We start from the raw sequence: 24,983 nt of genomic DNA on the forward strand, positions 1-24,983 counted from the left end.
ACCAACGCCCAGAAGGCTGCCGCCGAGGCAGAGCTGCGCAGGGCCGAGGCGCCCCAGCACCGCGTCCTGACCCCTGAGCAGATCGAGAAACTGATCAGCGCGTTGGGCGGGCTCGTCTCGGCCCTCAGCGCGGCCACACCGGAGGAGCGCCGGGAGGTCTACCGCCGCCTCGGCATCCGGCTCACGTACCACCCCGGAAAACACGAGATCCGGGTGGAGGCGAACCTCGACCCGGATCGGATCGCCGCGCCCCATGATCACTACCATGGGGTAACGGTTGGTGTCCGAGGGGGGACTTGAACCCCCATGCCCCGTGAAGGGCACTAGCACCTCAAGCTAGCGCGTCTGCCTATTCCGCCACCCGGACATGCGCGCGGTGCATCGCCGCGGCGCGTTCACGATACCAAAGGTCCCGACTCGCGGCGAAGTCGATCGCGCGGCACCATGGTCGGGTAACGGGACCCCAGGTGCGAAGGTGATCATTGTGGCTGTCCAGCCGACCGCGGAGGACGAGGTCGTCCGGCTCTGCCAGGAGCTGATCCGGATCGACACGAGCAATCCCGGGGACCACTCGGGGCCCGGAGAGCGGGCGGCGGCGGAGTACGTCGCGGAGTTGCTGGCCGAGGTGGGGCTGAAGCCGCGGCTGCTGGAGTCGCATCCGAAACGGACCAGTGTCGTCGTGCGGGTCGAGGGCGAGGAGCCCGGGCGGGACGCGCTGCTGCTGCACGGGCATCTCGACGTCGTGCCCGCGCAGAAGGACGACTGGACGCGCAACCCGTTCGGCGGGGAGATCGCGGACGGGTGCGTGTGGGGCCGCGGTGCCGTCGACATGAAGGACATGGACGCGATGATCCTGGCGGTCGTCCGGCAGCGGCTCCGGGAGGGGCGCCGGCCGAAGCGGGATCTGGTGCTGGCGTTCACCGCCGACGAGGAGGCGGGCGGCAAGTGGGGTGCCCAGTGGCTGGTCAAGGAGCATCCCGAGCTGTTCGAGGGGTGCACCGAGGCGGTCGGTGAGGTCGGCGGGTTCAGCCTGACCGTGCCGGGCGACCGGCGGATGTACCTGATCGAGACGGCCGAGAAGGGCATCGCCTGGATGCGGCTGACCGCCAAGGGGACGGCCGGGCACGGGTCGATGGTGCATCCCGACAACGCGGTGACGGCGCTGGCGCAAGCGGTCGGGCGGCTCGGGGCGCACGAGTTCCCGATCCGGCTGACCGACACCGTGCGGGCGTTCCTGGAGCGGGCGTGCCTGGCCTACGGGGTGGAGTTCGACCCGCAGCGGCCGGAGCGGAGCCTGGAGAAGATCGGCCCGCTGGCCCGGATGATCGGGGCGACGCTGCGCAACACGCTGAACCCGACGCGGCTGGACGCCGGCTACAAGACGAATGTGATTCCGCAGAAGGCGACGGCCGAGGTGGACGGGCGGTTTCTGCCCGGGTACGAGGACGAGTTCTTCACCACCGTGGACGAATTGCTCGGACCGGACGTCGAGCGCGATTTCGTGTACCACGACCAGGCGTTGGAGACGGTCTACGAGGGCGCCCTGGTGGCGGCCATGGAGAACGCCCTGACCTCGGAGGATCCCGGGGCGCTGCCCGTCCCGTACTGCCTGAGCGGCGGCACGGACGCCAAGGCGTTCGCCCGACTGGGCATGCGCTGCTTCGGATTCGCGCCGCTGCGCCTTCCCCCGGATCTGGACTTTTCCGGAATGTTCCACGGGGTGGACGAAAGGGTGCCGGTGGACGGGCTGCGCTTCGGCGTGCGCGTCCTTGACCATTTCCTTGATCACGCCTGAGATTTCTTGGCGGATGCTCCGAATTCCGGCGCGGGCGCGTTGCGTGGTGCTAGTGTCACTGGCCGTGAGCTGACGTGCTCGTGACCCCGGTTTGAGGAGGACCGCAGTGGCGTACGGCCCGGTGTGGCATCGGACGGTCGCCGTCCGGCTGCGCCGTGTCGTCCTCAGCCGGGGGATGCGCCGTCTGCTCATCGTGACGGGGTTGGTGGTCGCCGGGTGGCTGCTCGGCGGCCTGGCCCCGCACGCGGCGCACGCCGACACCGCCCCGGTGCTTTCCGGCGGTGAGGCACCGCGGCTGCGCGGCGTCGTCCGCGACATGGCCGCGGCGGTGTCCGAGCACGTCGGAAAGGTCGGCGCGGTCGCCAGGCCCCGGCCGCCGGCCGCCGACGAGCCGCCCGTCGAGATCCCGCCGGTCGGTGAGGCGACGTCCTCGCCAGAGGCCGACAAGACGGTCGGTGCCGAGCCGTCCCGTCGTCCGGTGTCCGCGCCGGAGCGGGCGAGGGAAGGACGCGCAGGAACGGCTGCTCGTTCGGCCGCGCCGAAAACGAAGCGGAAGGCTGACGCCGTGCGCGGCATCAGGGGCATGCCGCGGGACGGCGCGGCGCGGCCGGGCACCGAGATCCGGCGCGCCGTGATTCCTGCCGACCCGGCGCCGTCGGCTCCCCTTCCCGACTACGAAGGCGGGATGCTGTCCGGCACCGCCGTACCGGTACCGTCCGGCGGCGGGGCACTCGGCGGTCACCTCGGCCGCTGGTCCTGGCCGGCGCCGCCGTCGCATTGGGCGCCGTTGCGCGCGCCCCGCTCGATCCCCGTTGCCGTCCGCACGGCCGTGGACGAGTCGTTCTTCTCACCTGACTGAGTCAGTTCTCAGGCTCCGGTCCGCGTTCGGCCGTCTCGTGCCCCCGTGAGGCGACGAGGCCCGGGCCGGACGGACGGGCCGGGACGTGCCCCCCGGTTCATGACGCGGTGCGCGCACAAGCGCGCTGCCCGCGACCGGTAGGCGGAGGCACGTCAACCCCACCGAGATCCGACACTTCGGCGTCCGCGACGTCGTCCGGCGGGCCATACCCGGGAGGCCGCGACGCCGGACGGACGTCACGCGCAACCGGTGCGACGTCGGCGGATCTCGCCTCATCCATCAACCCGAGTCATCTCCCTGAACGGAGCATCATGCGAACGCTGTCCAAAGGCACCGCCGCCCGGGCCGTGCTGCTCACCGCGGGCTTCGTCGCGCTCGGCGCCGGGCCCGTGCTGCCCACCGCCGCCCTCGCCGACACCACCAGCGGCGCGTCCAGCGTCCTCGGCGGCAACCAGGTCAACGCCCCCGTCTCGGCGCCGATCGACGTGAGCGGCAACGCCGCCGCCGTGGCGGGCACCTCGGCCGCCTCGTCCAAGGGCGGCGCGCGCACCAGCGGCGGCACCGGCGGCACCGGCTCCCGACAGGCGACGTCCGGCAAGTCCAGTGTCGGCGGCGGCAACCAGGTGAACACCCCGATCTCCGTGCCGGTCAACGTCTGCGGCAACGCTGTGGCGATCCTCGGGAGCGCGCAGGCTTCCTGCAAGGGGGGTGCCACGGCCGCGGGCGGTACCTCCGGTTCGCGCCAGAAGACCTCCGGTAAGTCCAGCGTCCTGGGTGGAAACCAGGTGAACGCGCCCGTCTCGGCGCCGATCGACGTCTGCGGCAACGCGGTCGCCGTCCTGGGCGTGGCCCAGGCGGGCTGCAAGGGCGGCGCCACGGCGGCCAACGGGGGCGGCAGCACCGGGCAGAACACCTCCGGTGCGGGCGGCGTCGGGTCCGGCAACCAGGTCAACGCCCCGATCAGCGTCCCCGTCGACGTCTGCGGCAACGCGGTCGGGAACGCGCTGGCCGGCTGCAAGGGCGGCGCGTCGGTCCGCGACGGCGGTTCCGGGTACGGCGGGCAGGCGACGTCCGGCGCGGGGGCGGTGCTGTCGGGCAACCAGGCCAACGCGCCCGTGGCCGCCCCGGTGAGCATCTGCGGCAACGCCGCAGCGATCGTCGGGCACACGGGCGCGTTCTGCAGCGGCGGTGCGCACGCGCGCAACGGCGGCGGTGCCGGGCAGAACACCTCGGGCGCGGGCGGCGTCGGCGCCGGGAACCAGGCCAACGCGCCGGTCAGCATCCCGGCCAACGCGTGCGGCAACGCCGCCGCGCTCTTGGGGGTCGCGGCCGCTGCCTGCGACGGCACCGCCGCCGTCACCAACCCGCACGGCTCGGGCGGGAACACCTCCGGGAACGGCCCCGCCGGGGACGGCAACCAGGTCAACACGCCCGCGAAGGTCCCCGCCGAGGTGTGCGGCAACGCGGCCGCCGTCCTCGGCCACTCCGAACCGGTCTGCCAGGACGACCCGTACGGGTACGGCCCCCGCGGCGGCGACCGCCTGCCCGTCCAGGTGCCCGGCAACCTCCTCGACGGGTCGCCGGTCGCCGCCGGGAAGAAGGCGCTGACCACCGCCCCTGTCCGCACCCTGCCGGCCCCGGTCGGCACCGGTTTGCACACGGACAGCGGTTCGGCGGTTCCGGTGACACCGTCCACCCTGCCCCCGCTCTCCCTCCTCACGCCGGGGTACGGGACGGCCGGGTACGGGCCCACGGCGGCGCTGCCGGTGGACGTGCCCAAGCTGCCGACCGCCAAGCTCCCGATCGGGAAGGTGCCCGCCGCCAAGCTCCCGGCCGGGAAGGTGCCCGCCGCCAAGCTCCCGGCCGGGAAGGTGCCCGCCGCCAAGCTCCCGATCGGGAAGGTGCCCGCCGGTGAGCTGCCGGTTGGGAAGCTGCCCACCGGGAAGCTGCCGGCCGTACAGCGGCCGGACGCGCGGGTGGCGCCGGGCGGGGGCGTCCCGGCGCCGGTGTCGCTCGGGCCGGACACCCTGCCCGCGATCAGCAAGGGGATCGGCGGGCTGCCCGTCGACCCGAAGCGGGCGCCGCTCATCCACCGGCACGCCCCGTCCGGCACGAAGAAGCCGTCCAAGCCGGCGCGCCTGGCGGACCAGCCGAAGCTGCCCGAGGTGGGCTCGCTGGTGCCGGGACTGAAGCTGCCGCAGGCGGCCCCGGTGTCCCTGCCCGCCACATCGGTGGCGCCCGCGCAGTACCGGCTGCAGCCGCACGCTGACGAGCACACCGGACCGCAGGTTCCCGGGGCGGGCGCCGTCAAGCTGCCCAAGCCGCCGGCGACCGGTGTCATCGGCGCGCCCAAGGTGACCGACGTGGCCGGCAAGGTCGGCCGCGACGCGGCGGCCGCCGAGGGCGCGGTGCTCAAGACCGCGGCGATCAAGCCGGTGTCCGCCGAGACGGCCCTGTCGGACGGCTCCGCCAAGGGCTGGTGGACTGTCGGCGCGGTGGCCGCGCTCGCGGCGATGTCCGGCGTGCTGTCGCTGACCCGCCGCTTCCGCTCGCACCGCGGCTGACCGAGCCGCCAAGCCGACCGGGCCGGGGCGACCGCCGTCCACCCCACGGACCGGCGGACCACCCGGCCCGGTCCCCTTCGCGCCCACCCCCGCCCCTAGTAAGCCATGTCCGGTGGATCTCGGCATCCGGCTCTTGAGTGCGGGGTGGGGGCCGGGTCGTCCGCTGCGTGCTTGAGAGTCTGCGGTTTCGCCGCTGTCATGTGCGACCGGGCCGGTGCGGCGGGCGCCCTACCGACGGAGCAACGTGGTCGGGGTTGCCCTGGTCACCGCACTGCTGCGGGCCCATCATGATCCACCGGACACACTCAATGATCATGATGTGGTCGACCTGCCACGACATGCGAAGAGGGTGTCCGAGATCGCGTTGTGGACACTGACTCGGACACCCTCGTGATCGCACGGTACGTCAAGATCGAGGACGACGCGGCCGGGATCGTTCGGCTGCCCGGACGACCCCCCAATCTCAGCCACGCCGAACTGATCTGCCTGGCGGTGATGCAGGCCATGCTCGCATTCACCTCCCAGGCCCGCCGGCTGCGGCACGTCCGCGCCCACCTGGGCCACCTGTTCCCCTTCGTCCCGCAGCAACCCGGCTGCAACAAGCGGCTGCGGGCCGCTCTGCCGCAGATCAAACGCCTCATCCGCACCCTGGCGGCCGACACCGACTTCTGGCACGACACCGTCTGGATCGCCGACTCCACACCGGTGGAATGCGGCCGGTCCCGCTTCACCATCCAGCTCTCGCAGATGGCCGGCTGGGCCGACCACGGGTACTGCCGCTCGCACTCGCGGTGGTTTTGGGGGCTGCGGCTGTATCTGCTCTGCACCCCGGCTGGGATGCCGATCACCTGGGCACTTGCCAGTCCCCGAACTGGACGAGCGGGAGGTGGTGGCCGCGATGCTCGAGGCCGAGCCGGACCTGGCGGCCGACCGGCCGGGCCTGCTGCTCGCGGCCGAGCTGCAGGCCTTGTCGGCGGTCACCCGATCAGGGCGGCACCGCGGGCGGCCCGGTCCGGTCCGCGGCACGGCGACCTCCGTCAGGACGTGGGGGAAGGCGGTGTAGTCGTTGACGTTGCCGGGCGTGAGCACGACCGCCGGCGGCAGGCCCCGCAGCATCGACTGGACCGTCAGTGTCGACGATCGTGCGGGCGCACCGGCACGCCGCAGGGGCCCGCAAAAGGGGAGCCGGGCGAGACGAACCCGGCATCCGGCAGGCGCTCGGGCGGTCACGGGGCGGCCTGACCACCGGAATCCGTCTGGCGGTGGACGGACCCACCGAGTCGTCGTGGACCTGCACACGGGTCAAGATCGCGTCGAGGATGCCGTCGGCGGCCCACCGCCGGTACCGCTCGTACACTGTTTTCCAGTGCCGTACCGGTCGGGCAGGTCCCGCCACGGCGCACGGGTGGCCGACTTCCACAGGATCCTGTTCAGTACCGTGCGGTGATCGGCCCGCCGGCCGCCCCGGGCCGGTTGGGCGGGCAGAAGCGGCTCGAGCCGCCGCCGGGCCGCATCGGTCGACTCATGCCGTCGCACCACGACGCACCGTCAACCCACACCCCGAGATCGTCCTCGGCCAGCCACCAAGGTGGCCCGCTCGTCATCGTGTGCCGGGCGACCACTGGTCCCCGGGGCGGTACAAGTAGAGCGGTGGCCCGCACCAGTGTGGCACCGTGCGTTTCGTCGGCGGCGTCGAATGCGTCGGCATCGGCCCCGTCGCGCGGCGATGAACCCCCAAGGCCGCGGGCGTTCCGCATGGTGCGGTCCGGCCGAAGACCCTGATCGCCGGGTGCCGTGGGGTGCGGGACCGGTCGGCGGCTACAGGCTGGGGGTGGTGGAAGTGTGGCCGAAAGGCTAGGTCGGGCGGTTTTGGAGGGGTGAAAAGGTCAAGGAGAGGTCAAAAGGAGGCGTGTGGAAGGGGGTGCTGCGGGGTGATATGCAGGCGTGTGTCCGTCTCGGAGGTGCGTCGATGCCCCCCGCGGCCGAATGTGGTTACCGGACGTTAAGGTGCTCGCACGTCGTGCTACCCTCCGGCGGGACAGGGGGCGGAGGACGTCAGAACGTACGGGTCTGACGGATGATCTTGCGACGTAGTTGGATTCGGCGGCTTCCGTCTGGGTAGAGGCGCAAACGGTCGAGTTCCCAGCCGCCGTACTCCGCGTGCTCGGTCATGATCTGCCGGGCGACGTCACGTGTGGTGCCGCGCGGCAGCTGCAGAACGAGGTAGGTGTACTCCACCATTGCCACCATTATGACCCGGTGAACGGCGGGAGAACAGACGCCGCCGCGAACCGTCGCGAAGGGCGTGTGTCCCGGCTTGCGCCCCGACGTGTCATCCTGTCGGAGGTTTGCCACGGCGGGGACCCACGGGCATGAACCTCGGGTCGTGCAACGTTGTAGGTACCCGGGTTAACGAGACCAGACAGCGAGGTTGGAGCGACTGTGCCAGCCAAGAACGGCACTGCGAAGCGTGGTCAGGGCGGGGGGAACGGTACCCGTCTGGTGATCGTCGAGTCGCCGGCGAAGGCGAAGACGATCGCCGGGTACCTGGGCCGTGGCTACGTCGTGGAGTCCAGTATCGGCCACATCCGGGATCTTCCCGGAAGCGCCTCCGAGGTGCCGCCGGAGTACAAGGACAAGCCGTGGGCCAAGCTCGGTGTGGACGTCGAGAGCGACTTCCGCCCGCTGTACGTGGTCAACTCCGACAAGAAGCAGCAGGTCGCCAAGCTCAAGAAGCTGTTGAAGGAGGCCGACGAGCTCTTCCTGGCCACCGACGAGGACCGCGAGGGCGAGGCCATCGCCTGGCACCTGCAGGAGGTCCTCAAGCCCAAGGTGCCGGTGCACCGGATGGTCTTCAACGAGATCACCGCCGAGGCGATCCGCCGCGCCGCCGCCAACCCGCGCAGCCTCGACCTGCGGCTGGTGGACGCGCAGGAGACCCGGCGCATCCTGGACCGGCTGTACGGCTACGAGGTCAGCCCCGTGCTGTGGGTGAAGGTCAAGCAGGGCCTGTCGGCCGGGCGGGTGCAGTCCGTGGCGACCCGGCTGGTGGTCGAGCGGGAGCGGGAGCGCATCGCGTTCGTCCCCGCCCACTACTGGGACATCACCGGCGAGTTCGACACCGGCCGGGACGACGAGCCGCGCCGCTTCAAGGCCGGGATCATCTCCGTGGACGGCAAGCGCGTGGCGCAGGGCCGCGACTTCGCCGCCGACGGCACCCTGAAGACCAAGGGCGTGCTGCACCTGGGCGAGGAGGCGGCGCGCGGCCTGGCCGAGCGGCTGGCGGGCCGCCCCTACCAGGTCACGTCGGTCGAGCAGAAGCCGTACACGCGCAAGCCGTACCCGCCGTTCCGCACCACCACGCTGCAGCAGGAGGCCAGCCGCAAGCTGGGGTTCTCCGCCAAGTACACGATGTCGGTGGCGCAGAAGCTGTACGAGAACGGCTACATCACCTACATGCGGACCGACTCGATCACCCTGTCGGAGACCGCGATCACGGCGGCTCGGCGGCAGGCGGCCACGCTGTTCGGCAGCCAGTACGTGCCCGACAAGCCGCGCGTCTACAGCAGCAAGGTCAAGAACGCCCAGGAGGCGCACGAGGCGATCCGGCCGGCGGGGGACGTGTTCCGCACCCCGGCCGAGACGGGCCTGACCGGCGACCAGTTCCGGCTGTACGAGCTGATCTGGAAGCGCACGATCGCGTCCCAGATGAAGGACGCGCAGGGCCAGTCCGTGTCGGTGCGGGTCACGGGCGTGTCCTCGGCGGGCGAGACGGCCGAGTTCGGCGCGACCGGCAAGACGATCACGTTCCACGGGTTCCTGAAGGCGTATGTGGAGAGCGCCGACGACCCGTCCACCGACCGCGACGACCAGGAGCGGCGGCTGCCGACGCTGGAGCGGGGCGACGAGCTGTCGGCGCGGTCGGTCACCGCCGAGGGGCACTCGACGCGTCCGCCCGCCCGCTACACCGAGGCCAGCCTGGTCAAGGAGCTGGAGGACCGGGAGATCGGGCGGCCGTCCACCTACGCCTCGATCATCGGAACGATCCTGGACCGCGGCTACGTGTTCAAAAAGGGCACGGCGCTGGTGCCGTCGTTCCTGGCGTTCGCCGTGGTCAACCTGCTGGAGCGGCACTTCGGCAACCTGGTCGACTACGACTTCACCGCGCACATGGAGGACGGCCTCGACGAGATCGCCCGCGGCGAGGCCGAGCGGGTGCGCTGGCTGAGCCGCTTCTACAAGGGCGAGAACGGCGACGAGGGCCTCAAGGCGCTGGTCGAGCACATCGACGACATCGACGCCAAGGGCATCAGCTCGTTCCCGATCAAGGGCAGCGACATCGTGGTGCGGGTCGGCCGGTACGGGCCGTACCTGGACCGCGACGGCGAGCGCGTCAACATCCCCGAGGACATGGCGCCCGACGAGCTGACCGCCGAGAAGGCCGAAGAGCTGTTCGCCCAGCCCAGCAGCGACCGCGAGCTGGGGGTGGACCCGGAGACGGGGCACACGATCGTCGCCAAGAGCGGGCGGTACGGGCCGTACGTCACCGAGGTGCTGCCGGAGGAGCCGGCCCCGGCCGAGGGCGAGAAGAAGAAGCGCGCCAAGAAGTCCGACGCGCCCAAACCGCGCACCGCGTCGCTGTTCCGGTCCATGAGCCTGGACACGATCACGCTGGAGGACGCGCTGCGGCTGCTGTCGCTGCCGCGCGTGGTGGGCGAGCTGGACGGCGAGACGGTCACCGCACAGAACGGCCGGTACGGCCCGTACCTGCGCAAGGGCTCCGAGAGCCGGTCGCTCGGCTCGGAGGAGGAGCTGTTCACCGTCACGCTGGAGCAGGCCAAGGAGCTGTTCGCCCAGCCCAAGCAGCGCGGCAGGGGCCGGGCCGCGGCGTCCGCCGAGCCGCTGCGCGAGCTGGGCGAGGACCCGGGCAGCGGCAAGAAGGTCGTGGTGAAGAAGGGCCGGTACGGCCCGTACGTCACCGACGGCGAGACCAACGCGAGCCTGCGGCAGGGCGACGACCCGCAGTCGATCACGATCCAGCGGGCGGCGGAGCTGCTGGCCGAGCGCCGCGAGAAGGTCGCCGCGTCCGGCGGGGCGAAGAAGAAGACGGGCGCCAAGAAGGCGGCGAAGACGACCACCCGGCGCCGCGCGTCCGCCAAGTCCGGCTCCTGAGCGTGGCGGGGCGGGCGCGCACCGTGGTGTCCGCCGGTGGTCGGGGGAGGGGTGCGGAAGGCGCCTTCGAAACGCTGCCGAGTCGCTGCCGAGAGGTTCCCCCACCGTGATTGCGGCGCCGATACGCTGACCAACATGACCAGAACGGGCGCCCTCCCGCCGCATGCCGCCGAGCCCACCGGTGTGTGGTCGAGCAAGCCGTTCCGCCGGTTGTGGCTCGCTGTGTCGTTGTCCGGCCTCGGCCTGTGGCTGAGCGTTCCGGCGCTGGCCGCGTCGGCCGCCGCTGCGGCGGGCGGCGGGCCCGCCGCCCAGGCCCGGTCGGCCGGGCTGGTCCTGGCCGTGATGGCGCTGCCCGCGGTGCTCCTCGCGCCGCTGGCGGGGACGGTCGCGGCGCGGCTGGATGCGCGGGTGCTGCTCACGGCGGCGGACGCGCTGCGGTTCGCGCTGGTGCTGTCGGTGCCGCTGGTGGGGGCCGCGCCGTGGACGGTGGTCGCGGCGTTCCTGGTGGCGCTGCTGGCGCTGCCGTGGACGGCGGTGCCGGACGCGGCCGTCCCCGCGCTGGTCGGCGCCGACCGGCAGGGGGTCGACCGGCAGGGTGAAGAACTGCAGGGGCAGGCGCGCCGGGCCGTGCAGCGCGCCGCCTTCGGTGCGGCGCCGGTCGCGGCCGTGCTGTTCGCCGTGCTGGCGCTGATCGCCCGCGCCGCCGACCTGGCCGACCTTCCGCTGTACGCGAGCGCCGTGGTGTTCCTGGGCGCGGCGGCGTCCGTCGCCCTGCTGCGCGACCTGCGCGGAGGCGGGGCGCCGGGCACCGCGCCGTGGCCGCTGCTGCTGGTGGTGCGCGGTGTCGCCGCGCCGCGCGGGCTGTTCTTGGCGGCCGCGGCGGCCGTGCTGACGACCGCCGCGATCGTCGCGGTCGCCGCCGGGCACGCCCGCGAGATGGGCGGTGGCGCCGCCGGGTTCGGCTCGGTCCTCATCGGCCTGACGGTCGGGCTGGCGGCCGGGATCTTCCTGGGGCCGCGCGTGCTGGGCCCGTTCAGCCGCGCCCGGCTGCTGGGCCTGGCGGTGGTGGCCGCCGCGCTGCTGCTGATCGTGATCGCGCTGGTGCGGGACCTGGTCGTCGTGGTGTTCGTGACGTCGTTCATGAGCGTCGCCGCCGGGATGGCGTGGTCCACCGCCGCCGGCCTGGCCGGGGAGCCGGCCGACGAGCAGGCCGCCGCGCCGGCCCGGCTGCGGGCCGTGGCGCTGGTCACCGGGCTGGTGGCGGTCGCGGTGCTCCCGCCGCTGGCCGCGGCGCTGGGCGACAACGCGATCGGGTCGTACGAGCTGGCCGGGACGGGCGCGGCGCTGCTGATCGCCGCCGTCCCCGCCCTGCTGGCCGGGCTGCTGGCCTACCGGCGGCTGGACGACCGGCGCGGCATCCCGCTGCTGCCGGACCTGCTGGCCGCCTTGCGCGGCGAGGTCTACACGCCGCGCAGCCGCGCCGCCGAGCAGGCGGCCGCGCCGCGCAACCGGGGCGTGTTCATCGCCTTCGAGGGCGGCGAGGGCGCGGGCAAGACCACCCAGGCCCGGCTGGCGGCGATCTGGCTGCGCGACCACGGCTACGACGTGGTCACCACGCACGAGCCGGGCGCCACCAAGATCGGCATGCGGCTGCGGGCGATGCTGCTGGACAAGCAGAACACCGGGCTGTCGGCGCGGGCCGAGACGCTGCTGTACGCGGCCGACCGCGCCGACCACGTCGCCAACGTGATCCGGCCGGCGCTGGAGCGCGGCGCGATCGTGGTCAGCGACCGGTACGTCGACTCGTCTCTGGCCTACCAGGGGTACGGGCGCCGTCAGCCGGTCGACGAGATCGCCCGGGTCAACGCGTGGGCGACCGAGGGACTGGTGCCGGACCTGACCGTCCTGCTGGAGGTGCCGCCGGACACGGGCCTGGGGCGGCTGGCGTCCCCGGCCGACCGCATGGAGTCCGAGCCGCGCGAGTTCCACGAGCGGGTGCGCGAGGGGTTCCGTGCGCTCGCCGAGGCCCACCCCGACCGCTACCTGGTGGTGGACGCGAGCCTGCCGCAGAACGAGATCAGCCGCCTGGTGCAGGACCGCATCCGGGAGATCCTCCCCGACCCCGTTCCGGCGGGCACCGAGGACATCACCAGCACCTTCCCCGCGATCACCGACGTCTGACCGCCCGCGGGGCCGTAGCCTTGACGGGCGAGGACCGCGCCTTCTCGGCGCCCCGGAGGTGGGCGGGTTAGCAGGGTTGGGCGAGTCGGAGGGGCGCGGCGGTGCCTGGACTGACGAGCGAGGGACGAGCGAGGAGGGAAGGCGGCGCCTCCTTGGCGCCCCGGAGGCGAGCGGGCAAGCAGGGTTGAGCGAGCTGGAGGGGCGCGGCGATGCCTGGACTGACGGCCGAGGAGGGAAAGGGTGCCTCCTTGGGCGTCCCGAGGTGAGCGGGGGAGCAGGGCGTGAGCGTGTGGGATGACCTGGTGGGGCAGGACCCGGTCGTCGCGCAGCTGCGGTCGGCCGTCGAGGCGTCGGCGGCGGGCGACGCGGGCGGCGGCACGGGCAAGATGGCGCACGCCTGGCTGTTCACCGGGCCGCCGGGGGCGGGCCGTTCCACCGCGGCGCGGGCGTTCGCCGCGGCCCTGCAATGCTCGCAGACGCCGCGCGGCTGCGGGCACTGCGCGTCCTGCCACCAGGTGCTGCAGGGCACGCACGCCGACGTGGAGGTGGTGCGTCCGTCCGGGCTGTCGTACGGCGTGCGCGAGACGCGCGAGCTGGTGCTGCGCGCCTCGTCCTCGCCCAGCGGGGGACGCTGGCAGATCGTGCTGTTCGAGGACGCCGACCGGGCCACCGAGGCGGCCGCCAACGCCCTGCTGAAGGCGATCGAGGAGCCGCCGCCGCGGACGGTGTGGCTGCTGTGCGCGCCGTCCCCGGAGGACCTGGTGATGACGATCCGGTCGCGGTGCCGCCTGGTCACCCTGCGCACCCCGCCGGTCGCGGCCGTCGCCGAGATGCTGGTGCGGCGGGACGGCATCGACCCGGCGACGGCGGAGGCGGCGGCGCGGGCGGCCCAGGGGCACATCGAGCGGGCTCGGCGGCTGGCCACCGACGAGCAGGCCCGGCGGCGCCGGGAGCAGGTGCTGGCCGTGCCGCGCCGGCTGACGTCGGTGGGGCCCGCGGTGGCGGCGGCCGAGGCGCTGGTCAAGGCGGCCGAGGAGGAGGCGAAGGCCACCACCGAGCAGCTGAACGAGAGCGAGACGGCGGCGCTGCGGCAGGCGCTGGGCGAGAACGCCAAGGGGCGCATGCCGCGCGGCACCGCGGGGGTGCTCAAGGAGCTGGAGGACCGGCAGAAGTCCCGCGCCACCCGGGTCAAGCGCGACGCGCTCGACCGGGCGCTGCTGGATCTGGCGTACTACTACCGCGACGTGCTGGTCCTGCAGCTGGGCGCGGGCAGCGAGCTGGTCAACGCCGACATCGCCGCGGAGCTGCGCACGGCCGCGGCGGAGAGCAGGCCCGAGGACACCATCCGCCGACTGGACGCGATCATGGAGTGCCGGGGGCGGCTGGACGCCAACGTCAATCCGCAACTGGCCGTCGAGGCGCTGACCCTGGCCCTGCGCACCGGCTGACCGCCCGTTCCGGACGCGCTCGCGGGTCTCATGGACACGGCCGGGATAACAAGACATGTCCCGTTTCGTTACACAGTCGTACCGGACTCTCAATAGGCACACGCGTAGCTTCTCCTGGCCATCAACTGCCTACCGGGGCCAACAACCCCATACGCCAGGAGGTTGCCTTGCGGCGCGTCGCGATCACCGCCGCCTGCGCCGTCGTCGCATCGACGGCGCTCGCGCTGCCAGCGTCGGCGGTACCGGCCCAACCCGGGGCCCAGGGAAAGGCGTCGGAGTACGTCGTCCTCTACAAGGAGGGGGTCTCCCTCAGCAAGGCCCGCGCCGCCGTGCAGGCGGCCGGAGGCACGATCGTCAGTGAGAACGCCGACGTCGGCGTGGCCACCGTCCGCACGACCGACGCCGGTTTCGCCGCCGCGGCCGCCCGGCAAGGCGCGCTGGAGGGCACCGCATCCAACCGCGTGATCGGCCACGCCCCCAAGGTCGCGAAGGCCGCCAAGCGGTTCGCCGTGGAACAGGAGGGGCGCGGCCAGACCACCGGCAGGACCGCCGTCAAGCCCGCCAAGAAGGGCGAGCCGCTGGCCGACCTGCAGTGGGACATGAAGCAGATCCGCGCCACGGCCGACGGCTCCTATAAGACCGAGCCGGGGGACCGGGGCGTGCTCGTCGGCGTCATCGACACCGGCATCGACGGGAGCCACCCCGACATCAAGGCCAACTTCAACCGGGCGCTCAGCCGCAACTTCACCGTCGACATCCCCACCGACGCCAACGGCGTGGAGGTCGACGGGCCGTGCGAGGACGAGCCGGACAAGTCCTGCAACGACCCGGTCGACGTGGACGAGAACGAGCACGGCACGCACGTGGCGTCCACCATCGCCTCGCCGCGCAACGGCCTGGGCATGGCGGGCGTCGCGCCGAACGTGCAGCTGGTCAACCTGCGCGCGGGGCAGGACTCGGGCTACTTCTTCCTGCAGCCGACGGTCGACGCGCTGACCTACGCCGGCAAGAACGGCATCGACGTGGTCAACATGAGCTACTACATCGACCCGTGGCTGTTCAACTGCGCGTCGAACCCGGCCGACTCGCCCGAGGACCAGGCCGAGCAGCGCACCATCATCAAGGCGGTCAACCGGGCGCTGAACTTCGCGCACCGGCACGGCGTCACGTTGATCGCCGCCGCGGGCAACGAGGCGATCGACTACACCAAGACCAATGTCGACACCTCCAGCCCGGACTTCGCGTCCGAGCCCGGCGAGCAGCCCCACGAGCGGACGATCCCGCCGAGCTGCCTGTCGCTGCCGGGTGAGGGCGACCACGTCATCCCCGTCTCCTCGACCGGGATCAGCAAGCGCAAGGCGTACTACTCCAGCTTCGGCAACGGCTACGTCCAGGTGGCCGCGCCGGGCGGCGACAAGTACGACACGGCCGACGGCAAGCTCGACGACAAGGCGGGCATCTGGGCCGCCTACCCCGAGTCCATCGCGCGTGAGCGCGGCGAGCTCAACGCCGACGGCACGCCCAACACCCCGCGGGTGATCCGCGACTGCAAGGGCGGCACCTGCGCCTACTACCAGTCGATCCAGGGCACCTCGATGGCCTCGCCGCACGTGGCCGGGGTCGCCGCGCTGATCGTCAGCAAGTACGGCAAGCGGGACCGCGTCCACGGCGGCCTGACCCTGGCCCCGGACGTCGTGCGGTCCGTGCTGACGGGCACCGCGGCGAAGACCGCCTGCCCGGCGGGCGGGTCGTACACCTACACCCGGTACGTGCAGCAGGCCGACGGCTCCTACCAGAAGGTCGTCGCCACGCACACGTGCGAGGGCAGCAAGGGCCGCAACGGCTTCTACGGGTACGGCATCGTCGACGCTCAGCGCGCCGTCACGCGCTGACGCGGGCCAAGTGAACGCGGCCCCCGGCGGGCATTCCGCCGGGGGCCGCGCTGCCGGACGCTAGCTGCAATAGGCCAGCCAGGGGCTGCTGTCGATGTGGCGCTTGGCGCCCTGGTAGTAGATGTCCCCGGCCGCGTGCACGCATCGTCCCGCCGCCCGCACCGTGACGGGGCCGGCGTAGGAGGCGTAGACGCCGTCGTCGGCCTTCGGGGACCCGGCGGCGGGGGTGCACGTGGTGCCGCGCCGTTCACGGCACGCCGCGAGCCATACCGCCGTGCGCAGCCGCACGTTGCGGGTCGGGCCGACGTGGTTCATGCGCGCGCAGGCGGTCTTCCTGGTGCGGTCCCGGTAGAGCACCAGCTCGCCGATCTTGGTGTTGGCGAGGCGCAGCGGCCACCGGTGGATGAGGCGGCCGGTGCAGTTCGCGGCGATCCGGGCGGCCGGTGCGGCCGCGGCGGGCGCGGGCGCCGCGGCCGTCGTGCTCGTCGAGGTGGACGCCGTGGACGGCTGGGCGAGCCCCAGTCCCAGCGCCGTGACGATCGTCAGGCCGAGCGCCATCTTGGTCTTCTGCATGGTTACCTCCCGTGAGAGACCCTGCACGTCACCATAGGTCACTGTCCAGATGCGCAGGGTAATATTCGCGGGGTCGGGGGGCGTGGCGAGCGTGTGGAGGGGGAGGTGGGGCGGGTCGGGCAGGATGGTTGGCATGTCCTACCGCGTCACGTTCGTCTGCACGGGGAACATCTGCCGTTCGCCCATGGCCGAGTGGGTGTTCCGGCACCACGTCGAGGAGGAGGGCCTCGACGTCGAGGTCGACAGTTCGGGCACCGGCCCGTGGCATGTGGGAGAGGACGCCGACCCCCGCACGGTGCGCGCGCTGCGGCGGGCCGGGTACCGGTCGGCGCACGTCGCGCGGCAGTTCGAGCCGGAGTGGTTCGACAGGTACGACCTGATCCTCGCGCTGGACGAGGGGCATCTGCGGGAGCTGTGGGCCATGGCCCCCGACGACGCGGCGCGCGGGCGGGTCAGGCTGCTGCGCGAGTTCGATCCCGACGCCGGGGACGACCTGGACGTGCCCGACCCCTACTACGGCGGGCAGGACGACTTCGAGCGCGTGCTGAAGCTCGTCGAGGCCGCGATGCCCGGGCTGCTGGACCACGTGCGCGCCGAAATGTCCCTCGCCCGGGAGGCGTGACCGTGGCGGCGCCCCGCGAGCATGTCTCCGGCCTGCTCGGCGCGCGCGTCGAGCACGTCACCGACCTCGGCGCGAGCCACTCGTGGACGCTGCACCGCATGTCGCTGGCCGACGGCCGCGAGGTGTTCGTCAAGGCCGCGGCCGCGGACGGCGGGTTCTTCGCGGCCGAGGCGGCGGGGCTGCGCTGGCTGGCCGAGGCGGGCCCGCACGCGCCCGTCCCCAAGGTGCTGGCGGCCGACGGGGGCACGCTCGTCCTGCCGTGGCTGCCGGCCGAGCCGCCCACGCCGCGCGCCGCCGAGCGTTTCGGACGCGACCTGGCCGCCCTGCACACCGCGTCCGCGCCCAAGGCCTACGGGGCGCCCTGGGACGGCTACATCGCCGACCTGCCGCTGGACAACACCCTCGACGGCGGCGGCTGGCCGCGCTGGTACGCCGAGCGGCGCCTGGCGCCGTTCCTGCGCCGGGCCCGGCCGCATCTGTCGGCGTCCGACGTGCGGCTCGTGGAACGGGTCATCGACCGGATCGAGGAGCTGGCCGGGCCGCCGGAGCCGCCGAGCCGCATCCACGGCGACCTGTGGTCCGGCAACGTGCTGTGGACGGGCGGCCGCGCCATGCTGATCGACCCGGCCGCGCACGGCGGCCACCGCGAGACCGACCTGGCCATGCTCGCGCTGTTCGGCGCCCCGCACCTGGAGCGCGTCCTGGCGGCCTACGACGAGGCGGCGCCGCTCGCCGACGGGTGGCGGCGGCGGGTCGCCCTGCACCAGTTGCACCCGCTGCTCGTCCACGTCGCCCTGTTCGGCGCCTCCTACCGGGCGTCGATGGTCGAAGCCGCCCACGTCGCGTTGGCCGCGGCGTCCTGAACCGGTCGGCCTCGCGGGTGATCGCCCCGCCGGAAAGGCTTACGCTGCTGGGCGGTGCGGGCTGCGCGGCGGGACGCGGGGGGCCCGGCCGGAACGTGCCCGGCGGCACGGCCGGCAAGCCGGACTCGTTAGCGTCTGCCGAGTAACTCCGCAATCATGGGCTTCCGTATGCGGCGAATGAGATAGAAACGACGGGTCCGTTAATCCCCGGGAACGCGGAGAGGTGGCTGGGCTCCCCGATGGACGGCAAGCACAAGCAGGCGGGTGCCGGACCCCGGGTGCGCGGCGTCTGGCGGAGCATGGTGCCGGTCGGCGTCGCCACGATGATCGCCTTCGGCATCGCGGGCTTCGTCGACCTGGTGCATGCGCGCCAGAACGCCGACGACGACGAGCGCGCCGCCAAGCCGGCCGCCGAGAGCCAGAGCACCGAACCGCGCCGCTTCGTGGGGGTGCAGCGCGACGGCGCCGCGCTGGTGGTGCGGGACCTGCGCACCGGAGGTGATATCGGGGTGCCCGTGGCGGCGCCGCCCGGACGGCGGTTCCAGCGGATCGCGCCGAGCGGCCCCGGGAAGTACGTCGTCGCCTCCTACGCCTCGCACAGGATCACCTTCCAGCGGCTCGACCTGGACAAGGAAGGCCGTCCCAAGGGGCTCGCGGACATCCCGCGCGCGGTCGTGCCCGGCGTGTCGGCCGCGTGGTCGCAGATGGCGGTGCACCCGGACGGCGACCGCATCGCCTACGTCACCTACCAGGGCATGACGCCCCAGGTGCAGGTCGTGTCCGCCAAGACCGGGCAGCGCAAGATGTGGCGGACGTCCTCGCCCGCGCGCGTTTCGAGCCTGTCGTGGGCGGGCGACACCCTGAACTTCCTGTACACCCCGGTGCGCCCGGGCGCCGCGAAGACCGCCGCGCAGATGCGCGCGCTGGACACCACGGGCCGATCCGGGGACCTGCGTGCCAGCACGCCGGTGCTGAAGCTGCCCTCCGGTACGGGGGCCGCGCTGAGCAGCCGCGACGGGCGCACGGTCGTGGCGGGCCTCACCGCCCGAGGGCAGCTGTCGCTGCAGACGTACACGGTCCAGACCAGGCAGCCCGGCAAGGTGCTGTGGGAGCAGAGCGGGGCGACGTCCCGCCTCGTGCGGATCGTCCGCGACCACACCGGCAAGCACCTGCTGGCGTTCGGCGCCGACGGACGGCTCTACGCCGACGGCGCGCCGCCCCTGCGGGAGGCGGACCTCATCGACGTCGCCTGGTGACGCGGTGATGGTGCGGTGATGACGCGGTGATGCGGTCGTCCGGAACGCGTCCGGTGCGCTGACGCGGGCGGCGAGGCGGCCGCACGGTCGCCCCGCCAACCCATCCATACCGGTGAAAGCCCGGACCACGTAGTGTTGGTCCCACGGAACCGGGCGAACGGAGCAGACCGTGGGCATGGTGATGGCTGTCAGCTTCACCCGTTACGGACGGCTCTATTACCTCGACCCCGGCCCGCACTCCCCCAAGGTCGGCGACAAGGTGCTCGTCCCGACCGACGCGGGCCCCGAGGTCGCCGAGTGCGTGTGGGCGCCGCAGTGGGTGTCGGAGGACATCGAGGGGCTGCCGGTGTGCGCCGGTCTCGCCACCGACGAGCACCTGGCCCGCGACGAGGCCAACCGCCGCCGCCGCGCCGAGGGGCGCTCGATCGCCAAGCGGCTGATCCGCAAGCACGGGCTGCCCATGAAGGTCATCGGCGTCGACTACCTGGACGCCGACAACATCTTCAAGATCTACTTTTCGGCGCCGCACCGGGTGGACTTCCGCGCCCTGGTGCGCGACCTGGCCCGCAACATCCGCGCCCGGGTGGAGCTGCGGCAGGTTGGGCCCCGCGACGAGGCCCGGCTGCAGGGCGGCATCGGGCCGTGCGGCCGCGACCTGTGCTGCGCCACGTTCCTCAAGGACTTCGAGCCGGTGTCGGTCCGCATGGCCAAGGACCAGGACCTGCCCGTCAACCCGCTGCGCATCGCAGGGGCGTGCGGGCGCCTGATGTGCTGCCTGAAGTACGAGCACCCGCTGTACGTGCAGGCGCACCAGCGGATGCCCAGGCTCGGCGAACGCGTCGACACGCCCGAGGGCCCCGGCCAGGTGGTGGGGCGCAACGTGCCGTCCGACACCGTGACCGTCCGCCTCAACGGCGGCGGCCGCTGCTCGTGCCCGTCCGCCTCCGTCTGCTCCCCGCGCCGCCAGCACGACGCCGCCTACGGCACCCCGCCCGGCGGCGCGTCCGCGGACTGACGGCGCCGAGCGGATCCTTCAGAACCTGGTCTTCGGCCGCTCCTGCCGGACGCCGTCGACGAACACGTCCACCTTCTCGTCGTAGAAGCAGACAAGCCCGGCGATCTTCTGGCTCTCCGGCAGCGGGTGGCGGTACGACCAGGCCAGATCCATGTGCACCCGGTCGCCGACGCGTACCGACCAGTACTCGGCCTCCCCCTTGTACGGGCAGCCGGTGACGGTGTCGGACGGTTCGAGCAGGTCCATGCGCACGTGCGTCTTCGGCAGGTAGTAGCGGACGGGCAGCCCGGTCTCGAACAGCAGGCGCGGGCTGCTCGACTCGGCCACGGTCACCCCGTCCACCTCGATCCGCACGTGCCGCGAGCTGGCCAGCACGTCGACCCGGTGGTACGGGTCGCGCGGGTGGACGAAGACCTGCTCGTCCTCCTCGAACCAGGCGTCCATCGCGTTCCAGTCGAGCCGTACCAGGTCGCGCAGCTCCTCGATGGGCGACTGCTCGTAACGCAGCGCCGCCCCCGGGGCCTGCGCCCCGTCGGCCTTCACGGTGAACGCCGTCGCGTCCCCCCTGCTCGGCGAGTGCCTGCCGGAACCGTCGGGCACCAGCTCCGCCCGCACGTCCTCCAAGGGGATGTAGTAGGTCGGGTAGTGGGGGCCCTCCCAGACGAGCGTCGGCCGCACCGTGTCGGCGACGACCTGCCCCCCGAGGTAGGCCCTGACGCGCTTGGCCGACCGCTCGACGCGGATGCGGCTCCTGTTGCTGCTCATGTATCGCGGCAACAGGAGCCGTCCCACCGCTATTTCCGGGCGTGCGGCTTTTCAGGGACAACCTTTGCCTGAGGGGCGTCTTTCCTACGCGGAAGGACCGCGACCGGCACCAGCGCCACGGCCACGATGGCCGGCGCCCACCACAGAGTGTGCGTGAACGCGTCGGTGAGCAGCGCGGGCGCGTCCGGCAGGCGGGACGCCTGCGCGGCGACCTCCTCCAGCGTCCCGCTCGCCCCGGGGATCTCGTCCTGCAGGGACCTCTGCAGGATCACCGTCAGCGCGGCCGTGCCGAACGCGCTGCCGACGCGGATCAAAATGTTCGCGGCCGTCGTCGCCGCCGGGACGGACGTCCGCGGCAGCCCCTGGTAGGCGGCCGCCATCAGCGGCGGCGTGATGGCGCCGTGCCCCACGCCGGCCACCAGCACCGCGGCCATGATCAGCGGCTCGCCCGTGCCCGGCTCGACCGTGGTCAGGCCCAGCATCCCGCACAGCGCCACCAGCATCCCGCCCACCGCCGGCCACCGGGCGCCGTACCGGTCGGCCAGCCGTCCCGCGACCGGCATCGTGATCATCGCGCCCAGCCCGAGCGGGGCCAGCAGCAGGCCGGCCCGCACCGGCGTCTCCTGCCGCGCCACCTGCGCGAGCAGCGGGATCAGCACCATCAGCCCGAACGCCGCGCCGCTGTAGAGGAACAGACCGCCGGTCGCCGCGGTGAACGCGCGGGAACGCAGCGGCCGCAGGTCGACCAGCGCGCCGTCGCCCTTGCGCAGGGCGTGCACGGCGAACGCGGCGACCAGCACGGCGCCGCCTCCGGCGAAGGCCGACGACCTGGCCGGCCCCGCCCCGTCACCGGCCTCCGACAGCCCGTACACCAGCAGCGCCAGGCCGGGCGACAGCAGCGCCAGGCCCAGTGCGTCCAGCCGGGCGCCCGCGTCGCGTTCGGTGTCGCGGGGCAGCATCCGCAGCGCCGCCACCAGCGCCACCGCGCAGAACGGGATGTTGATGTAGAACATCCAGCGCCACGACAGGTGGTCGACGATGAGCCCGCCCACCACCGGCCCCAGCACGGGCGCGAGCATCGCGGGCACCGACATGATCGCCATCACCCGTCCCACGCGGTCCGGCCCCGCCTCCCGGGCGAGCATCATCTGGCCGACCGGCATCAGCATCCCGCCGCCGAAGCCCTGCACCACCCGGAAGGCGACCAGCGCGGGCACCGACCAGGCCAGCCCGGACAGCAGCGACCCGCCGATGAACAGCGCCAGTGACACCAGCCACATGGTGCGCTGGCCGAACCGGCGCACCGACCACCCGGTCAGCGGGATCGCCATGGACAGCGCCAGCGTGTACCCGGTGAGCACCCACTGGACGGCCGACAGCGAGGCGTCGAGGTCGGTGCCCAGGGTGGTGACGGCGACGTTGACGATCGTGGTGTCCAGCACCGTCATGATCACCCCGAGCGTCACGACGACCGCCGGCCGCCGCAGCCGGGCGTCAATGGTGGACATGCGCACATCCCCTCTCTCCGTACAGCGTATCGGCGGAGACGATACATCGTACGGCTTCTTCCGTACGCCGTATCGGTCTGCCGGTACGGCGTACCGGTAGGATCGGGGCGTGCCCGGAACCGCCAGAGACCGCAGTTCGCCCTCCGAACCCGTCTGGGCGCGGCAGCGCGGCGGGCGCCGTCCCCGGCTGACCCGGGAGGCGATCGTGGCCGCCGCGATCGAGATCGCCGACGCCGAGGGCCTGGAGGCGGTGTCCATCCGCCGCGTCGCCACCGCGCTCGGCGTGCGCCCGATGAGCCTCTACACGCACATCGAGCGCAAGGAGGACCTGTTCGACCTCATGGCCGACGAGGTCAACCGGGAACTGATCATCGAGGGCGAGTTGCCGTCCCACTGGCGCGAGGCGATCACGATGATCGCCCGGCGCGAGCACGAGGTCATCCTGCGCCACTCCTGGGTGATCGACCTGGTGGCCCGCCATCCCCGCGTCGGGCCCAACGGGCTGCGCCACGGCGAGCAGAACCTGTGCGCCCTGTCCGGCCTGGACGTCGACCTCGCCACCGCCGCCCGCATCGTCACGGCCGTCGACCACTACATGACCGGCTACGTCATCCGCGAACGGCTGCTGCGCGACCAGCGGGCCGACCACCTCGCCGAGCCCTACATCCAGCAGATGATCAACGAGGGGGACTTCCCGCACCTGCGCCGCGCCATGCGCGAGGGCGTCCCCCAGCAGGAGTCCTTCGAGGAGGGGCTGCGCTGGCTGCTGGACGGCATCGAACGCTCCCTCGGCCGCAGCTGACTCTGCCGCCGTCCGGTGCGCCTTGCCCGGATTCGGCGGCTTCCGCCGCGGCCGCGCCGGGCCGGATACCGCCCCGGCCGGTGCCGCCTGGGCCAAGCCCGCCGTCCGACCACGTAGCGTGGGTGGCGCACGCCGGGCCGCGACGACGAGATGAGGGACCCAGTGAGGCTCATCGCCACCGCCATCGTGCTCAGTCTGGCCATGGTCGCCGGATGCGACGCCCAACAGCAGACCTCCCGGCAGCGCCCGGCCGCCGGCGCCGCCGCGGGCATGGACGTCTACTACCAGCAGCGGCTCAAGTGGTCCGACTGCGGGGACGGCTTCCAGTGCGCAACCGCCGAGGTCCCCCTCGACTACGCCAGACCCGGCGGCGAACGGCTGCGGCTCTCCCTCACCCGGCTGCCCGCCGAGGACCGCTCCCGCCGCATCGGATCGCTGTTCACCAACCCCGGCGGCCCCGGCGGCTCGGGCATCCGGTTCGTCCGCCAGGCCGCCCGCAGCTTCGGCGCCGACGTGCGCAAACGCTTCGACATCATCGGCTTCGACCCGCGCGGCGTCGGCTCCAGCTCCGCGCTCCGCTGCCTGACGGGTCCGCAACTGGACGCCTTCTACGCCGCCGACACCACCCCCGACGATCAGAAGGAAGTGGACGCCCTCGCAGCCGAGGGCCGCAAGTACGCCGCCACCTGCCGCGCCAAGGCCGCCAAGCTCCTGCCGTACGTCGGCACCGCCAACGCCGCCCGCGACATGGACGTCCTGCGCGCCGCGGTGGGCGACGACAAGCTCACCTACTACGGCGCCTCCTACGGCACCTACCTCGGAGCGTCCTACGCCGACCAGTTCCCCGGAAAGGTCCGCGCCCTCGCCCTGGACGGCGCCGTCGACCCCAAGCTCTCGTCCACCGAAACCCTCATCGAGCAGGCCAAGGGTTTCGAAACCGCCCTGCGCGCGTTCGCCGCCGACTGCGCCGAGCGCCCCGGCTGCCCCCTCGGCACCGACCCCGACGCCGCTGTGGACCGGCTCACCGACCTGCAGAAGCGAGCCGACGCCAAACCCCTGACCAATACCCGCGACTCCCGTCCGGTCACCGAGTCCTGGGCGGCCATGGGCGTGGCGACCGCGCTGTACGCCAAGGAATACTGGCCCATCCTGCGCCAGGCCCTCGCCCAGGCCATCGAGAAGAACGACGGCACGCTGCTGATCGCGCTGGCCGACCAGATGGTCGAACGCGAGCGGAACGGCACCTACAGCAACCAGACCGACGCCAACATGGCCGTCAACTGCGTCGACAAGCCCAACCCGCCCGACCTCGCCGCCTACCGCAAGGCGGTGGACGAGGCCGAGAAGGTCGCCCCCCGCTTCGGCGAGTTCGTCGTCTGGGGCGGCCTGCCCTGCGTCTACTGGCCCGCCCAGACCAAGCAGCAGCCCCAGCCGCTGACCGCCAAGGGCGCCGCCCCCATCCTGGTCATCGGCACCCTTCGCGACCCCGCCACCCCCTACTCCTGGGCGAAGAACCTCGCGAGCGAGCTGACCTCCGGCGTCCTGCTGACCCTCGACGGCGACGGGCACACCGCCTACCTCCAGGGCAACTCCTGCATAACCGCCGCGACCGACCGCTACCTCCTCACCGCACAGCCTCCCAAGGACGGCACGCTCTGCCGCTGAAAA

General features: G+C 72.8%; 19 protein-coding genes, 1 tRNA gene and 2 pseudogenes. 16 read left to right on the forward strand and 6 right to left on the reverse strand.

Annotation, left to right across the window (positions count from 1 at the left end):
- Positions 1 to 300 (forward strand): hypothetical protein (locus QSK22_RS27315; protein ID WP_285497274.1); only part of this gene is annotated, 300 nt, incomplete at its 5' end.
- Here QSK22_RS27315 and QSK22_RS27320 read toward each other — a convergent pair.
- Positions 279 to 367: transfer RNA gene (locus tag QSK22_RS27320), tRNA-Leu, on the reverse strand. The two genes, QSK22_RS27315 and QSK22_RS27320, sit on opposite strands and share 22 nt — an antisense overlap.
- Positions 368 to 475: 108 nt before the next feature.
- Here QSK22_RS27320 and QSK22_RS27325 point away from each other — a divergent pair.
- The 5 genes and pseudogenes from QSK22_RS27325 to QSK22_RS27350 all read left to right on the forward strand — a co-directional run.
- Positions 476 to 1,795, forward strand: a complete 1,320-nt coding sequence (locus QSK22_RS27325) for a M20/M25/M40 family metallo-hydrolase (RefSeq protein ID WP_285497275.1) — start codon at positions 476 to 478, stop codon at positions 1,793 to 1,795.
- Positions 1,796 to 1,901: 106 nt separating this feature from the next.
- Positions 1,902 to 2,654 carry a hypothetical protein gene (locus tag QSK22_RS27330; RefSeq protein ID WP_285497276.1) on the forward strand — a complete coding sequence of 251 codons (753 nt, stop codon included), beginning with the start codon at positions 1,902 to 1,904 and terminating at the stop codon, positions 2,652 to 2,654.
- Between the two features lie 311 nt (positions 2,655 to 2,965).
- Complete coding sequence (locus QSK22_RS27335) at positions 2,966 to 5,218, forward strand: chaplin family protein (RefSeq protein WP_285497277.1); 2,253 nt, start codon at positions 2,966 to 2,968, stop codon at positions 5,216 to 5,218.
- Positions 5,219 to 5,584: 366 nt separating this feature from the next.
- Positions 5,585 to 6,176, forward strand: a pseudogene (locus tag QSK22_RS34090) (transposase family protein); the annotation flags it as partial.
- A gap of 175 nt (positions 6,177 to 6,351) precedes the next feature.
- Positions 6,352 to 6,486, forward strand: a pseudogene (locus QSK22_RS27350) (IS5/IS1182 family transposase); the annotation flags it as partial.
- A gap of 34 nt (positions 6,487 to 6,520) precedes the next feature.
- On the opposite strand, the gene QSK22_RS27355 reads toward QSK22_RS27350, so the two are convergent.
- Positions 6,521 to 6,757, reverse strand: a complete 237-nt coding sequence (locus QSK22_RS27355) for a transposase (protein WP_502872376.1) — start codon at positions 6,755 to 6,757, stop codon at positions 6,521 to 6,523.
- Positions 6,758 to 7,273: 516 nt separating this feature from the next.
- The gene (locus QSK22_RS27360) at positions 7,274 to 7,459 is read right to left on the reverse strand and encodes a DUF5703 family protein (protein WP_285497280.1); all 186 of its coding nucleotides are present in this window, start codon (positions 7,457 to 7,459) and stop codon (positions 7,274 to 7,276) included.
- Between the two features lie 201 nt (positions 7,460 to 7,660).
- Here QSK22_RS27360 and topA point away from each other — a divergent pair, with 201 nt between their 5' ends.
- The 4 genes from topA (at position 7,661) to QSK22_RS27380 (ending at position 15,911) form a co-directional block, all read left to right on the forward strand.
- The gene (topA, locus tag QSK22_RS27365; protein ID WP_502872377.1) at positions 7,661 to 10,390 is read left to right on the forward strand and encodes a type I DNA topoisomerase; all 2,730 of its coding nucleotides are present in this window, start codon (positions 7,661 to 7,663) and stop codon (positions 10,388 to 10,390) included.
- 135 nt (positions 10,391 to 10,525) lie between these two features.
- Positions 10,526 to 12,571 (forward strand): dTMP kinase, encoded by a 2,046-nt coding sequence (gene tmk, locus QSK22_RS27370; RefSeq protein ID WP_285497282.1) that lies wholly within the window; start codon positions 10,526 to 10,528, stop codon positions 12,569 to 12,571.
- Between the two features lie 281 nt (positions 12,572 to 12,852).
- The gene (locus QSK22_RS27375) at positions 12,853 to 14,019 is read left to right on the forward strand and encodes a DNA polymerase III subunit delta' (RefSeq protein ID WP_285497283.1); all 1,167 of its coding nucleotides are present in this window, start codon (positions 12,853 to 12,855) and stop codon (positions 14,017 to 14,019) included.
- Positions 14,020 to 14,186: 167 nt separating this feature from the next.
- Positions 14,187 to 15,911: a S8 family serine peptidase gene (locus QSK22_RS27380; RefSeq protein WP_285497284.1), complete on the forward strand. Its 1,725-nt coding sequence runs from the start codon at positions 14,187 to 14,189 to the stop codon at positions 15,909 to 15,911.
- A gap of 60 nt (positions 15,912 to 15,971) precedes the next feature.
- Here the strand turns inward: QSK22_RS27380 and QSK22_RS27385 are convergent, their stop codons facing one another.
- A complete protein-coding gene (locus tag QSK22_RS27385; RefSeq protein ID WP_285497285.1) occupies positions 15,972 to 16,484 on the reverse strand; it encodes a hypothetical protein in 513 nt (170 codons plus the stop codon).
- 133 nt (positions 16,485 to 16,617) lie between these two features.
- Here QSK22_RS27385 and QSK22_RS27390 point away from each other — a divergent pair, with 133 nt between their 5' ends.
- From QSK22_RS27390 to QSK22_RS27405, 4 genes are all read left to right on the forward strand, one after another.
- Positions 16,618 to 17,106, forward strand: a complete 489-nt coding sequence (locus tag QSK22_RS27390) for a low molecular weight protein-tyrosine-phosphatase (RefSeq protein WP_285497286.1) — start codon at positions 16,618 to 16,620, stop codon at positions 17,104 to 17,106.
- Positions 17,107 to 17,108: 2 nt separating this feature from the next.
- Entirely contained in the window at positions 17,109 to 17,969 is an 861-nt protein-coding gene (locus tag QSK22_RS27395; RefSeq protein ID WP_285497339.1) for a fructosamine kinase family protein, read from the forward strand.
- A 239-nt stretch (positions 17,970 to 18,208) separates the two neighbouring features.
- Positions 18,209 to 19,225, forward strand: a complete 1,017-nt coding sequence (locus QSK22_RS27400) for a hypothetical protein (protein WP_285497287.1) — start codon at positions 18,209 to 18,211, stop codon at positions 19,223 to 19,225.
- Positions 19,226 to 19,400: 175 nt separating this feature from the next.
- A complete protein-coding gene (locus QSK22_RS27405) occupies positions 19,401 to 20,240 on the forward strand; it encodes a PSP1 domain-containing protein (RefSeq protein ID WP_285497288.1) in 840 nt (279 codons plus the stop codon).
- An 18-nt stretch (positions 20,241 to 20,258) separates the two neighbouring features.
- Here the strand turns inward: QSK22_RS27405 and QSK22_RS27410 are convergent, their stop codons facing one another.
- Together QSK22_RS27410 and QSK22_RS27415 are read right to left on the reverse strand one after the other, a co-directional pair.
- Positions 20,259 to 21,005, reverse strand: coding sequence for a DUF427 domain-containing protein (locus QSK22_RS27410; RefSeq protein ID WP_285497289.1), 747 nt, complete (start codon positions 21,003 to 21,005; stop codon positions 20,259 to 20,261).
- 29 nt (positions 21,006 to 21,034) lie between these two features.
- On the reverse strand, positions 21,035 to 22,513 hold the full coding sequence (locus tag QSK22_RS27415; protein ID WP_285497290.1) for a DHA2 family efflux MFS transporter permease subunit: 1,479 nt from the start codon (positions 22,511 to 22,513) through the stop codon (positions 21,035 to 21,037).
- A 109-nt stretch (positions 22,514 to 22,622) separates the two neighbouring features.
- Here QSK22_RS27415 and QSK22_RS27420 point away from each other — a divergent pair, with 109 nt between their 5' ends.
- A complete protein-coding gene (locus QSK22_RS27420; protein WP_285497291.1) occupies positions 22,623 to 23,315 on the forward strand; it encodes a TetR/AcrR family transcriptional regulator C-terminal domain-containing protein in 693 nt (230 codons plus the stop codon).
- A gap of 162 nt (positions 23,316 to 23,477) precedes the next feature.
- Positions 23,478 to 24,980 carry an alpha/beta hydrolase gene (locus tag QSK22_RS27425; RefSeq protein WP_285497292.1) on the forward strand — a complete coding sequence of 501 codons (1,503 nt, stop codon included), beginning with the start codon at positions 23,478 to 23,480 and terminating at the stop codon, positions 24,978 to 24,980.
- The last annotated feature ends 3 nt before the right edge of the window (positions 24,981 to 24,983 follow it).

It is taken from the genome of Actinomadura sp. NBRC 104425, from assembly GCF_030269545.1.
Classification (GTDB): Bacteria; Actinomycetota; Actinomycetes; order Streptosporangiales; family Streptosporangiaceae; genus Spirillospora; species Spirillospora keratinilytica.